Source organism: Streptomyces sp. NPDC004721 (assembly GCF_053601495.1).
Map to the genome: position 1 here is coordinate 1 of NZ_JBSGBZ010000041.1, position 12,681 is coordinate 12,681.

The following is a 12,681-nucleotide window of genomic DNA, read 5'->3' on the forward strand; positions in this document are numbered from 1 at the left end:
GACCGTGAAGGTCTTGTTGTCCGTCGAGTCGATCGACTGGGCATTGACGTAGACGGTCTTGCCGCTCTGGTCGTAGTCGACGAGCCCGGAGAAGACCGACTTGATGACAATGCTGCCGTTGGACTCCATGGTGTTCGCCGGCTGCAGCGGGTTCTGCGGCTCGCCGACCTCGATGGAGAACTTACCGCTCGGGTCGATCGCGACCTTGTCGCCATTGCCCTTGTCGACGTCACCGCCACCGCCGCCACAGGCCGTCGCGCCCAGTGCCACAACCGCGGCCATCGCAACCCACTTGGCGCTCTTGGCACCACGCATGGGGCTCCTCCTCATGAGTCCATTGGTTCACCGCATGGAGGGGCACACGACGCATCACCGTTACCGGTGCCTGAGATCGTCAGGTGGCCCCTCGTTGATCCGAGCTCTACGCGCCTAACTATCTCCATGCCGACGGGAACGAACCACACCTTCAAGGTCTCGATTCGAGTTCTTCGTCGTGGGCATGCCGAGCACCAGGCCTGTTATGACCCCTCTACGGCGCTTTGCGCTGCGTCAATCGACGTCGTTCACTGTCGGACCACGCGCGAAGCGCCCCGTGGCGAACGCCTAGATCACCATCTTCTCGTCGGTCTCGGAGAGCTGCTGTTCGGTGTGGGAGAACTTGACTTCCTCCCCCGCCCAGGTCTTGTCCGGTCGGTCATGTGGCAGCCACCTGGCGACGCAGCCACCAGGCGCGATCACGAGCCAGCCATTACCGGAGACAAGTGTGACTGAGCACTTCCGCCGGCCACCCTGAGCGCCGAAGTTGGTCGCCCCAAGCCAAAAGCTGAGGGGTTCATCGGTCGCTGGGAGTAGGTCCTGCGCCTCAGGCGCGCTTCGCGCTTGCTTGGCTAGGGTCGGTCCTCATGGAGACCACAGGAATCGTTCGTCGCCAGACGGCGGAGCGTATGCGCGACGCTCTGGAGCGGCTCGTTACCGAGCGGGATGTATGGGTGTCGACGGCTCACCCTGATCACGGGCCGCACCAGGTGCCGCTGTGGTTCTTGTGGGATGGGCGAGCAGTGTGGATGTGCACCAGCGCCACTTCCGTGACTGCGCGAAACGTCCGCAAAGAGCCGCGCGTGCGCCTGTCGCTACCGGACACCTTCGACGTGGTGCTCCTCCAGGGTGAGGCAGAGTACTTCCCGGACCAGGAGGTGCCCGGAGGCGCAGCGGAGGCGTTCGCCGACAAGTTCGGGTGGGATCCACGCGTGGAAGAGGGTTCCTTTCTGTATGTACGCGTGATCCCGAGGACTGTGCGCGCTTGGCGTGGCGAGCCGGAACTACGCGGGAGAGTCATCATGCGCGACGGGATGTGGCTGGAATAACGGCCGTCCCTCGCCGACGCGCGCCTCTCTCGGATCACGGTCTACAGCTGGAGTACTGGATCCGGACCAGTCACATGATCGGCCGGACGAGTCCCAGCCGGTAGCACCGTCAGATTCCCCACCCTTCGGGGTGGGGAATCTGCTCCTCAGTGGAGGGGCGTCCAGTGCTCGAGAGCGGCCTGGACGGCGCGTGAGCGTCACGAATTCATGGCGGCTCGGTCGGACTCACTGCGCAGAACGCAGAATTCGTTGCCTTCGGGATCAGCGAGGATCGCCCAGCCTGAACCATCGGGATTCCGGTGATCGGCGACAAAGGTGGCACCGAGGCCCAGCAACCGGTCCACCTCCTGATCGCGCGAGGTCTCAGGGCGCAAACACAGATGGATCCGGTTCTTGATCGTCTTGGCCTCGGGCACCTGGTTGAAGTACAGCACTGGCCCCTCCGCCAGCAGCACCTGGATCTCCCGGTCACCCGGTCTGTCCTCCGGATGCAGCGGACGGCCAGTCACACTGCTCCAGAACCGCGCCAACTCGTAGGCATCCGCACAGTCGATCGCCACGTTCTGCAATACCGAGACCATGCGCGCGAGCTTTCCTGATCTCCACGCCAAACGCCAGCGAGTTGCGCCGGGGGCGAGGGCTCAGTGCCCGCGGCGGATCCATTCATCCAGGTGGGGTGCTTCTTCCTGGATGGTCGTGGTGTCTCCGTGTCCAGTGTGGACGAGGGTGTTCTCGGCCAGGGGGAACAGTAGGTCGCGGATGGACGTGATGATCGTCGGGAAGTCCGAGAACGATCGGCCTGTTGCCCCTGGTCCACCGGCGAACAGGGTGTCGCCGGAGAACAGAGCGTGGGCCTCGGGCAGGTGGAGGCAGACCGAGCCGGGCGAGTGTCCGGGGGTGTGGATCACTTCCAGGGTCGTCCCCGCCAAGGCGATGCGTTCGCGGTCGACCATCTCCCGGAACGTTCGACTCGGGTGGGTCATCTCCCACAGTTGTCGGTCTGCCGGGTGCAGCAGGACCGGGGCGTCAAGGCGGTCGCCAAGTTGGGGCGCGACCGAGATGTGGTCGTTGTGCCCGTGGGTACACACGATCGCTGCTACGTGGCGGTTGCCCACCGCTTCCACGATCGGGGCGTCGTCGTGGGCCGCGTCCACGACGACGACGTCGTGGTCGTCGCCGATGAGCCAGACGTTGTTGTCGACGTTCCACGTGCCCCCGTCGAGTGCGAAGACCCCGCTGGTGACAACGCGTTCAATACGCAGGGCGCCGCTCACCAGACCACCACCGAGCGCAGCACGCTGCCGGTGTGCATGGTGTGGAAGGCTTCCTCGACCGCGTCGAGGCCGATGCGTTCGGTGACGAATTTGTCCAGCGGCAGCCGGCCTTGCTGGTACAGGTCGACGAGCATGGGGAAGTCCCGTTCGGGCAGACAGTCGCCGTACCAGGACGACTTGAGGCTGCCGCCGCGGGAGAAGAAGTCGAGGAGCGGCATGTCCAGGCGCATGTCCGGGGTGGGGACGCCGACGAGGACGACGGTCCCTGCGAGGTCGCGTGCGTAGAACGCCTGCTTCCACGTTTCGGGGCGGCCCACGGCGTCGATGACGACATCGGCGCCGAAGCCGCCGGTCAGTTCCGCGACCGCGGCGACGATGTCCTGGTCGGTCGCGTTGACCGTGTGGGTCGCGCCGAGCTCTCGGGCCCATGTGAGCTTCTGGTCGTCTCGATCGACAGCGATGATCTTCGAGGCGCCGGCCAGTCGGGCCCCGACGACCGCGGCGTCGCCCACGCCGCCGCAGCCGATCACCGCCACCGAGTCGCCCCGGCTCACGGCTCCGGTGTTGACCGCCGCCCCGAGTCCGGCCATGACACCGCATCCCAGGAGGCCGACGACCGCGGGGTCTGCGGAGGGGTCCACCTTGGTGCACTGCCCTGCGTGGACGAGGGTCTTGTCGGCGAATGCGCCGATGCCCAGGGCGGGGTTGAGTTCTGTGCCATCGAGCAGGGTCATCTTCTGGGCGGCGTTGAACGTGTCGAAGCAGTACTGCGGGCGTCCGCGCTTGCAGGCGCGGCACTGCCCGCACACCGCCCGCCAGTTCAGGACGACGAAGTCGCCGGGTTTGATGGAGTCGACGCCTGCTCCGACGCTCTCGACGGTGCCGGCCGCCTCGTGTCCGAGCAGGAAGGGATAGTCGTCGCTGATCCCCCCGTCCCGGTAGGTGAGGTCGGTGTGGCAGACCCCGCACGCCGCCACGGCAACGACGACCTCGCCCGGACCCGGGTCCGGGATCACGATGTCGGTGAGCTCGACGGGAGCTCCCTTCGAACGGGCGATCACGCCGCGGACCTGCTGAGGCATCGGAACTGTTCCTTCGTCGTTCGGGATACAAGCGCATGCAATCCGGTGCATGCCTCAGCGAACCTAACCCTGTGGCGATCATCGGCAGCCTGGTCTTGTGGACAGGAAATCCTCGACCTTCGAACAGCGAGTGGAGAGTGTAGGGTCGACGGAATGCCAGATCCGCAGGCCTCAACCGATGGACTTCTCACGCTGCGGGAAGTCATCGACGGCCCGTTGCACGACATCGCTCCCCGTTTCTCCCGGCTCCTGTCCCACCGGTGGCCGCACGCAGCGCTCGTGATCTTCACTCGCGAGTGCACGGGACGTCCACGTAAGGTCGCCGGAGCCGCCGATCTGATCCACAAGGTCACCATCGATGAGCTCGAAGACCTCAAGCGGGTCGTCGAGCCCGGCCGGGCGCTGAGCACCACTGCCGGGATCGGTGGTGCTCAGCGCTCGGTGTGGACGGTGCGGGACCGGGGGGACACGCTGCTCCTGCTCGTTCCGCAGGGTTCTCAGAGGCCGGTCCCGTATCCGGCCGAGCTGTCAGCGGTCTTCGGCATCGTGGCGACATCGATCCGGCAGCAGGTCGCCCAGGCCAGTCCCGACTACCTGGCAGAGTCCCGTGCCGCGTCCAGCGAACGGGCGCGCACCATCACGGAGATGGTGGCTGCACACGAGACCTCGCTCGTGGCCGTTCTGTCCACGCTGCGCTCGTCCGGGCTCGATGACGCCAGGGCGCGACTGGCTGCCACCGATACGGCGTCCGCCGCGTTGATCGCGTTGCGTTCCATGCAGAAGTCCGACCAGGAGTTGTCGCAGGAGACTGCCCATGCGGCCTTCGCGACGCTGCGCAAGGACCTCCGGCAGATGCTGCGCCATCACGAGGCGCACATCGAGTTCGTGGCCCCGCCGAAGGACGGACGCCCGCTGCCGGGCGAGATCGCCTACGCGGCACGTGCGATGACGCGCGCCACCGTGCTGGCCTTCATCGCCCAGCCTGACCTGACTCGCCTGCGCATCGCCTGGAGCTGCCCGGGCGCCTCGCTGGTGGTCGACGTACGTGACCAGGAGTCCGGAAAACTCGACGTGCCGGCCCTGCAGCGGCAACTCGACGGCCGTGCACAGACATTGGGTGCCGCGGTCACCCTGGACGCGGTCCCGGGATGGGGCAGCCACGCGACAATCGCTCTCCCTCTCGAGCCTCCCGCCAATCGGAGCGATGAGACGCGTCTGGCAGCCCTCAACCGCCGCGAGCGCGAGGTGCTCCACCTGGTCGCCCAGGGCAGACGCAACAAGGCGATCGCGGCCGAGCTCGGCATCACGGAGAGCACCGTCAAGTTCCACGTCGCAGGCCTGCTGCGAAAACTGGACGTGACCTCGCGCGGAGAGGCAGCCGCGCTCGCCGCCGGCACCAACCCGGGTGCACCGCATTAGACCGGGCCGGACGCCGCACGGTCCCGGCCGACGCGCACCCACGGCGAGTACGCCCCGGTGTCCGGGTGCGGGCCGGCTGCCGCAGCTCGATGCGCGCCGCCGGCACCGAGGGGACGGTCTTCCAGCAGGGGTACCACCACAGACTTACGGACAGGCGCAGCAGGCGGCGACGCAGGGCCGTGGGGTCACACCCGGTGCGGGCGGAAGCATGGTCGGGGTCGTGGCCACCTCCCAGGCCGTCGTCGCTTCGACCGGAGAGAATGGCAATGCTGGGGCGGTTTGCATCGGATCGCGGAGGTATTTGTGGGCCTGAGGACCCGGATCGCCGAGGAGCTCAAGGCGACCGTGCATGGTGGGGACCTCAAACTGGAGCGGTACGAGGGTCCGGCCGGTGATCCCGGGCTGCTCGGGATCGTCCCGGGCGGTCCTGTCTGGCGGGTGCACGGGCATCCGACCGGCATGCTCATCGGCGGGTTCGCGGCGCTGATGCTCCAGTCACTGCACCCTCTGGCCATGGCCGGGGTCGACCAGCACTCGGATTTCCGGTCCGACCCGGTCGGCCGGCTCATCGGCACTGCGCGGTTCGTCACCACGACGACCTTCGGCTCCGCGCCGGCCGCGCACGAGGCGATCGCCCTGGTGCGTCGGATTCACACCCGGGTGCGCGGCACCGCCCCGGACGGCCGGTCCTACCGCGCGGACGACCCCGAACTGCTGACCTGGGTGCACATCGCCGAGGTGCGCTGCTTCCTGGCGGGTTACCAGACGTACGCGCCGCAGCGGTTGCGGCTGACGCCTGCCGAGTGCGACGCGTACTACCGCCAGGTCGCCCCGGTCGCCGAGATGCTGGGCGCGGAGCAGGTGCCGTGCAACGCTCAGGAGGTCGAGCGCTACCTGGACCGCATACGCCCCCAACTCCGTGCCACCCGAGCCGCGTCGGACTCCGTGCGGTTTCTCCGGGGCTTCGGCCGGACCGGGCGTGAGCGGCTGGTCGTGCGTCTGTTGATGAATGCCGCGGTCGGGCTCCTTCCGGACTGGGGGCGGGCCGAACTCGGCATACGTCGTCCGGCGGCGGTCCGCTCATGCTGGGACCGGCCGGTGGCGACGGTGGTCGGCCGCACGATCGAATGGGCACGCGGTCCTTCCGAGATCCAAGCCGCAGCGCAGCGCCGCTTGGCCTCGGTGCCGCCGGTGGATGCCTGACGGGTGACGCGGCGGTTGTATGCCGCCGCTGTGCCGAATCGAACTTCTTCGTGGTTCGTTGCCTGGCAGATGCGCGGCGCCGGCGCCCGCACGCGACCGGGACAGGGACCGGGTCAACCACCGCACGGCGGCCACCGAGCGTGCGGCGACCGCTCCCCTGCGTGATATCGGAGAGCCTGGCCTGGCCGAGCAAAAGCGGGGCGGCGCATGGCTGACCGTATTTCCCGATACCGCGCGGGCCGGACGCGGTACGACAGAACTGACCGCCCGCACCAGCCCGGACTCCTGGGGCGCCTCCCGAGCGAAGTGCCACCAGAATCCGCCGCCGACCGAGCCGTCGACGCGCATGCCGGCTTGGTAGTAGAAACGTGCGAGCACGGCGCCCGCCATTTCCCACGCCGTCACGTTCGTGCTCGAACTCGGAGACATGCTGCTACTGCGCACCGACGATCGGACGGCTTCGGCAGCGTTCCACGAGCGTTCGACGTCACTCGATGGTCAAGGGAGCGTTCGCGTGCGTCACTGGAGCACCTCGGCGCTTCGGCCTGCCGCGACCACGGTGCGGAGGGGGAACGCGATGAGTAGTGCGACCGCGACGAGTAGGCCGCTTGCCCACAGCGGCCCGAGGTTCCCGACCGCGGTACTGAGGGTCATCGCGGCGAGGAGGGGGCCGACGGCGGCGCCGACATTGAGTGCCGCGGTGGCATACGAGCCGGCCATGGTGGGGGCTCCCGCGGCCTCATACAGGACCCGCGTGATCAGCGTGCTGCCCAACGCGAACGACAGCGCGCCCTGCACGAACGCGAGGGCGAACAAGGCGACCGGCTCGTTGGCCAGCACCGCCAGGGCCAGCCAGCCGATGAGCAGCAGCGGGCCACCGACTGCGACGACCAGACCGGGGCGCTGGTCGGACAGCCGGCCGGCGGTAGTGACACCAATGAAGGAACCGGCGCCGAAGAGCATCAGAACGACCGAGATCCACGACTCGCCCAGCCCGGCGGTGTCGGTCACGACGGGGGCGAGGAAGGTGAAGCCGGCGAAGGTTGCCGCGTTCACCAGCGCGCCCAGCAGCATCACCAGGATCAACCGCGGCCTTGTGAGCTGGGCGAGCTCTGCTCGCAAGGCCGGCCTGCCAGTCGCCTCTTTCTTCGCACGTCCCGCTGGGATCCCTTTCAGGATGCCGAGAGCTGCAGGCAGGCAGAGAGCGGCGACAGCCCAGAATGTGGCCCGCCAGCCGAGCAACGTGCCGAGTACCGAGCCACCAGGGACACCGGCGATCGTGGCCACCGTCGTGCCTGACAGCAGCACGACCAGCGCACGTCCCTTCTTGTCGGGCGAGACCAGCGTGGCGGCAGCCGTCAGAGCGACGGCAAGGAACCCGGCGTTCGCGAGTGCGGCGACGAGCCGGGTAGCGAACAGGACCGCGAAGCTCGTGGTGATGGCGCCCACTGCGTGAGCTGCCGCGAAAGCGAGGATGAACCCGAGAAGGCTGGAGCGCCTGGGCCAGTTGCGGGCCAGCGCGGCCACTAGAGGGGCGCCGACGATCATGCCGATCGCAAAGGCCGAGGTGAGCACGCCTGCGGTCCCGACTGTGACGTCGAGATCCGAGGCAATGTCCGGCAAGAGGCCGGCGAGCATGAACTCCGAGGTGCCCATGGCGAAGACCGCCACGGCAAGCAGATACAACGGGAGAGGCATCGAGTGGCTCCGAGGCGAGGAGAAGCACGAGAAGGTCATCTCGTCACCGCGGCCAGCCCTGAGGGACTCGTCCCACCGCAGGATGCGGCGCGACGACAGGACTACGAACTCAGTGGTCCAGAGGGCTGGCGGCGTGACCGAAAGCCCCCACCTTGTCTGACTCAGGACTCGACATGGCCCGCACGCTACCCGACCGATGCCCGTCGAGGCACCTCGGTTTCCCCGGCATCGGCCCGTGTCACCAACTTCATGTCCCGCAACATCCAGGCCTTGGTATCCGTCTGCTCCAGCCACACCTCCAGCGCGTCCCAGGCGCGCACGGCGCGTGCACGGCCCAGGGATGGGCTCTTGGCGCGGTCCGGCACGTTCTGCCCTGCGGTGACGGCCGGCACGCCGATCCTCCTGTCCACCCGGCCGCAGGGCGGGGAGGCCGACGATCTACGCCGCCGCAACCTCGACCTGGCTGCCGCCCTCGGTGACACAGCCGGTTAACCATGGGGGACGTCGGAGGCCAGATCTTCCGCACCATCCACGTCGCCCCCAAAGACGGTGGCCCGATACTGCGCGGGTACCTCGACTGCTCCACGCCGCGATGCGTCCCGCACGGCCCGGCCGCAGGATGGTGGCATGGCTGCTCGTGTGATCGTGAACCCGCCCGGGGAGGGCGGCGGCCGGCAGGTGCGTACCGACGGGACTGTCCTCGGAACGGCGTACAGCCTGCACGACCTGTCAGTCTTCATGGCGCGGGCCGGCCTGGAAGGCCTGGACGAACTGGATGAACTGGACGTGGCGATGTCGCCCCTGGTGGAGTGGCACGGCGGCGGGCCCGAAGTGTGGCCGGCGACGGATTGACACTGGAGCGGCCCTTCCCTTGCGGAGACGGACCTGAGACCTGTCGTGGCCGTGGTCTTGCGGTGCCGCTCGGTCCTCGACCTCGATCCTCGATCCTCGATCCTCGATCCTCGATCCTCGATCCTCGATCCTCGATTGGGAACGACTCGTCGCCGAAGGAGTGCTACGTTCCCGCGCATGAAGATCCGAAGGTGGGCCGGCCGCGGCATGTCCGTGCTGGCCGTGGGTGGGGCACTGGTTCTGATCACGGCGTGCAGCGGGGAGGCGGCCAAGCCGAGCACGACCAGGGAAGCGAAGCCGGATGCGGCGACGGCCCCGGCGGTGAAGCCCGACGCGGCGACGGCCCCGATGGCGAAGCCGGATGCGATGAGGGCGACGAAATCTGCTGCGCTTGAGAGGGCGTTAAGTCCGTTTCTGGTAGCGGCCGCGTCCGGGTTGTTCGAGGAGTCCCTGGCGGACGAGTCGTCCCAGGCGGGAGCGGGTGACGTTGATCGAGGGCTCGTCGGTGGGCAGGCCGAGGTGTTCGTGCAGGTCGCGGACGCGGAACACCTTTCCGGGGTGCTCGTTGAATGCGGTCACGATGCGCTGGTAGACGGTGGCGGTGGCGGTCTCCGCGGGGGCCGTTGCGTGGTTGGGAGGGGTGAGGCCGTCGATGACCTTGCGGGTGGCGGCGAGCTCGGCCAGGCGGGCCTCGGTCTCGGCGAGGGCGGTGGTGAGCCGCTCGATCTGCTCGCGCAGATGGTCGGCGCGGGCTGCGGTCTCATCGTGTTCGGTCTGCAGCAGCCGCAGGAGCTCGCTGACGCTCACGCGGCCAGCTCCACGTCGTCCCGCCAGGTGGGGGCGGGGGTGGTGAGGCGGCGGAGCATGCCGGCGGTGGAGGCCCAGTAAACGCGGGAGGCCGCGTTGTCGGGTCGGTGGTCGTAGTCGCGGGCGAGGCGCCGGTGCAGCATGAGGGTGCCGTTGACCTGCTCGACCACCCACCGCTTCGGTTGCGGGACGAAGCCCTTGCCCTCGTCGTCCAGGTTGCGTCGGACCACCTCGACGGTGATGTCCTTCACCGCCCCGTGGATGATCACGGCGTCCTTGAAGCCCTGGTCGACCAGGACCTTCTCCAGGCGCATCCCGCACCGTTCGGCCGCCTGGTCCAGCAGGGCGATGCCGGCCTCGTTGTCGTGCGCGCTCGCGGCGAGGATCACCACACCGATGATCAGGCCCAGCACGTCGACGGCGAGTCCCCGCTTCCTGCCGGGTGTCTTCTTGTTCGCGTCCAGTCCCGTCGTCTTCTTCGGCACCCCGGCCGCCACGCGGACGGACTGGGTGTCGATGATCACCAGGGACGGGTCCTCTAATCGTCTGGACCGCTCCCGCACCTGGCAGCGCAGGATCTCCTGGATCCGCTGGTCAAGGCCGTCCTGGCGCCACAGGGTGAAGTAGTAGAACACCGCCGACCAGGCCGGAAGGTCGTGGGGCAGGAGCCGCCACTGACAGCCCGTCCGGTTCTGGTAGAGCAGCGCGTTCACGACCTCGCGCAGGTCGCAGGAGCCCGGGTCCCCGGTCGCCGACCGCGCCACCCGCTCCTGCTTCCACGCGGTGACCAGCGGCTCGATCAACACCCACTGCTCGTCGGACAAGTCGGTTGAGTACGGCATCCGTTCCATGCCGCGACCTCATCATGCACACGACATGACGCGAGGGTGGAACCGTCCCATCACCCACGAACGGGCGACACCACATCATCAGGAACGGGACTTAACGCCCTCTGAGTACACGAACTTCACTGCGGGGGAGACGTTCTCCGGTGGTTGTGTCACTGACCATCAATGCCAGGCGGCTCTCATCTCGCTTCAGCCGCTTGCGGCTCCCGTGGCGCAGCAGCTGCAGGACGAAGCGGGGTGGGATCCGTACTACGCGGATCTCCGCGACCTGGCCGACAGGGTGTCCGAGGGTGCGCAGGAGACGGATCCGGCGGACCTGGCCGCGATGGATGCCCTCCTGAAGGACGTCACGAAGCTGAAGGAACGGCTGGACCAGGAGATGGACCTCGGGCACTTCTAGTGCTGCGACCGGAAAGGTTCACCGGCTCGCGACGCCCGGCACGGCACTCCCCCAGCCTTCGGCCGGGGGTACCCCCACGCCGCGTTGTCGCATCACCCGAGTACATCCAGTACGCGGGCGACGCTCCGCCTTGCGATGCGGGGTGCTCCACGCCGACTGAGGACCTGAGGTAGTTGTCGCAGGCCCGGTGCGCCACTTCGCGCCGGGCCTGCGGCCGGCCTCACCTCGCTGAGAGCGTCACGCCTCCGGCTTCTGCGAGTCCACGCCCGAGCGTGCCTTCTCCCACAGGCCCCGGGTGAAATCGGGGATCGGCTGGGGCGCGCCGTTCGCCTTGATCGATGCATGGCTGAGCGGCACCGGCGATGTCCAGGTCGCCGCGTCGTACACATCGAAGTCGGGCACCAGGCCGAGCCGCATGCACTGCATCAGGCGGAACACCATGATGTAGTCCATACCGCCGTGCCCGCCGGGCGGGTTGGAGTGCTCCTTCCAGAGCCAGTGATCCCAGTCGGAGTACTTCGAGAAGTCGCCCCAGCTGTCGTTGGTGTGGTCCGGCTCTATATAGATGCGCGCGGGGTAGTCCTCGAAGACACCCTTCGTGCCGCCGAGGCTGTTGATCCGCGAGTAGGGGTGCGGTGTGGAGACATCGTGCTCCAGCCGGATCACACGCCCCTTCGCCGTCTGGACGAGGCTGATCGTGCGGTCGCTCTCGATGTACGTCTCCTTCCAGCTCGGGTCGCCGTGCGGCATCTTGGCCTCGCGGTACTCGGCGAGCCCCAACGAGGGCGTCCCGAAGCTGGAGATGTGGGTGACGCGGTCACCACGGTTGATGTCCATGTAGTTGGCGACCGGACCGAACCCGTGATTCGGGTAGAGGTCACCGCGCAGCCGTGTGTGCCACAGCCGCCGCCACGGACCCTCGTAATAGTTCGGATCGAACATCAGACCGCGCAGATCGTGGATGTACGCGCCGGCGCCGTGCAGCAGCCGCCCGAACTTCCCGGCATGCGCCATGCGCAGCACCCGCATCTCATTACGGCCGTAGCAGCAGTTCTCCAGCTGCATGCAGTGCCGTCGCGTGCGCTCCGACAGGTCGACCAGCTCCCACAGCTGATCGAGCTGGAGGGCGATCGGGCACTCCACACCGACGTGCTTTCCGTTCCGCATCGCCGTCTTCGCCATCTCGAAGTGCCAGTCCCACGGCGTCGCCACGTACACGAAGTCGATGTCGCCGCGCTTGCACAGGTTCTCGAAGTCGTCTTGGCCCTTCGTGTACGTCGCGGGCGCAGGCTGACCCGCGTCCGACACCTTCTTCGCGGCTCTCGCGGTCTTCTCCTTGACCGGATCGCACAGAGCGACGACCTGGACGCCAGGCATCGCCAGAAACAGGTCGATCATGCCGCCGCCGCGGTTGCCAAGCCCGATCATGCCGACCCGCACAGTTCCGCGTCGTTCGAACGGCACCCCGATCATCGTCTCGCCCTTACGGGCGGGTGCCGCGTCGGTGGCCTGGTCGGCGGCGAGAGAGGCCACAGTCCGGGCGTCGTCGGCGTGTGCCGTGCCACCGGTCAAGGCGCCAAGGCCAAGGCCCGCTCCGGCGATGCCGACACCACGCAGCATCGCGCGCCGGGAGTAGCCATCGGCGGAGTCGTCAGGGACCGGTGTCGCGTTCTCGTCGTGCATCGGACCTCCGTCGCTGGATGGGTTCGCTGCAAGCGCTTGCTACCCTGCGGG

Annotated in this window: 14 protein-coding genes and 1 pseudogene; 5 read left to right on the forward strand and 10 right to left on the reverse strand. The window is 67.9% G+C overall.

The features are described 5' to 3' along the window. Together ACWEK3_RS29870 and ACWEK3_RS29875 are read right to left on the reverse strand one after the other, a co-directional pair. Positions 1-315: pseudogene (locus ACWEK3_RS29870) on the reverse strand (ABC transporter substrate-binding protein); the annotation flags it as partial. A gap of 288 nt (positions 316-603) precedes the next feature. Next, positions 604-738, reverse strand: a complete 135-nt coding sequence (locus tag ACWEK3_RS29875; RefSeq protein WP_450547475.1) for a hypothetical protein — start codon at positions 736-738, stop codon at positions 604-606. Positions 739-902: 164 nt separating this feature from the next. Between ACWEK3_RS29875 and ACWEK3_RS29880 the strand changes: the two genes are divergently transcribed. Further along, positions 903-1,364 (forward strand): pyridoxamine 5'-phosphate oxidase family protein, encoded by a 462-nt coding sequence (locus tag ACWEK3_RS29880; protein ID WP_450547476.1) that lies wholly within the window; start codon positions 903-905, stop codon positions 1,362-1,364. A gap of 197 nt (positions 1,365-1,561) precedes the next feature. On the opposite strand, the gene ACWEK3_RS29885 is transcribed toward ACWEK3_RS29880, so the two are convergent. The 3 genes from ACWEK3_RS29885 to ACWEK3_RS29895 are packed head-to-tail and all read right to left on the reverse strand — an operon-like array spanning position 1,562 to position 3,720. After that, positions 1,562-1,945, reverse strand: a complete 384-nt coding sequence (locus ACWEK3_RS29885) for a VOC family protein (protein WP_361423345.1) — start codon at positions 1,943-1,945, stop codon at positions 1,562-1,564. Between the two features lie 60 nt (positions 1,946-2,005). After that, entirely contained in the window at positions 2,006-2,638 is a 633-nt protein-coding gene (locus ACWEK3_RS29890) for an MBL fold metallo-hydrolase (RefSeq protein WP_450547477.1), read from the reverse strand. After that, the gene (locus ACWEK3_RS29895) at positions 2,635-3,720 is read right to left on the reverse strand and encodes an S-(hydroxymethyl)mycothiol dehydrogenase (protein ID WP_390729298.1); all 1,086 of its coding nucleotides are present in this window, start codon (positions 3,718-3,720) and stop codon (positions 2,635-2,637) included. The genes ACWEK3_RS29890 and ACWEK3_RS29895 overlap by 4 nt, the downstream gene beginning before the upstream one ends. Positions 3,721-3,873: 153 nt before the next feature. Between ACWEK3_RS29895 and ACWEK3_RS29900 the strand changes: the two genes are divergently transcribed. Both ACWEK3_RS29900 and ACWEK3_RS29905 read left to right on the forward strand, forming a co-directional pair. Next, entirely contained in the window at positions 3,874-5,139 is a 1,266-nt protein-coding gene (locus ACWEK3_RS29900) for a helix-turn-helix transcriptional regulator (protein ID WP_450547478.1), read from the forward strand. A gap of 303 nt (positions 5,140-5,442) precedes the next feature. Next, on the forward strand, positions 5,443-6,342 hold the full coding sequence (locus ACWEK3_RS29905; protein ID WP_453251013.1) for an oxygenase MpaB family protein: 900 nt from the start codon (positions 5,443-5,445) through the stop codon (positions 6,340-6,342). 519 nt (positions 6,343-6,861) lie between these two features. On the opposite strand, the gene ACWEK3_RS29910 is transcribed toward ACWEK3_RS29905, so the two are convergent. After that, positions 6,862-8,040, reverse strand: coding sequence for a Cmx/CmrA family chloramphenicol efflux MFS transporter (locus ACWEK3_RS29910; protein ID WP_453251014.1), 1,179 nt, complete (start codon positions 8,038-8,040; stop codon positions 6,862-6,864). Positions 8,041-8,225: 185 nt separating this feature from the next. Continuing rightward, a complete protein-coding gene (locus tag ACWEK3_RS29915) occupies positions 8,226-8,432 on the reverse strand; it encodes a hypothetical protein (protein WP_450547480.1) in 207 nt (68 codons plus the stop codon). A 235-nt stretch (positions 8,433-8,667) separates the two neighbouring features. On the opposite strand from ACWEK3_RS29915, the gene ACWEK3_RS29920 reads away from it, so the two are divergent. Continuing rightward, a complete protein-coding gene (locus ACWEK3_RS29920) occupies positions 8,668-8,892 on the forward strand; it encodes a hypothetical protein (RefSeq protein ID WP_450547481.1) in 225 nt (74 codons plus the stop codon). 402 nt (positions 8,893-9,294) lie between these two features. On the opposite strand, the gene ACWEK3_RS29925 is transcribed toward ACWEK3_RS29920, so the two are convergent. Together ACWEK3_RS29925 and ACWEK3_RS29930 are read right to left on the reverse strand one after the other, a co-directional pair. Continuing rightward, positions 9,295-9,699 carry a type IV toxin-antitoxin system AbiEi family antitoxin domain-containing protein gene (locus ACWEK3_RS29925; protein WP_453251015.1) on the reverse strand — a complete coding sequence of 135 codons (405 nt, stop codon included), beginning with the start codon at positions 9,697-9,699 and terminating at the stop codon, positions 9,295-9,297. After that, the gene (locus ACWEK3_RS29930; protein ID WP_453251016.1) at positions 9,696-10,550 is read right to left on the reverse strand and encodes an IS5 family transposase; all 855 of its coding nucleotides are present in this window, start codon (positions 10,548-10,550) and stop codon (positions 9,696-9,698) included. The genes ACWEK3_RS29925 and ACWEK3_RS29930 overlap by 4 nt, the downstream gene beginning before the upstream one ends. A gap of 205 nt (positions 10,551-10,755) precedes the next feature. On the opposite strand from ACWEK3_RS29930, the gene ACWEK3_RS29935 reads away from it, so the two are divergent. Next, positions 10,756-10,947 carry a hypothetical protein gene (locus tag ACWEK3_RS29935; protein WP_453251017.1) on the forward strand — a complete coding sequence of 64 codons (192 nt, stop codon included), beginning with the start codon at positions 10,756-10,758 and terminating at the stop codon, positions 10,945-10,947. A gap of 237 nt (positions 10,948-11,184) precedes the next feature. Here the strand turns inward: ACWEK3_RS29935 and ACWEK3_RS29940 are convergent, their stop codons facing one another. Further along, entirely contained in the window at positions 11,185-12,630 is a 1,446-nt protein-coding gene (locus ACWEK3_RS29940) for a Gfo/Idh/MocA family protein (protein WP_384440043.1), read from the reverse strand. Positions 12,631-12,681 lie beyond the last annotated feature (51 nt).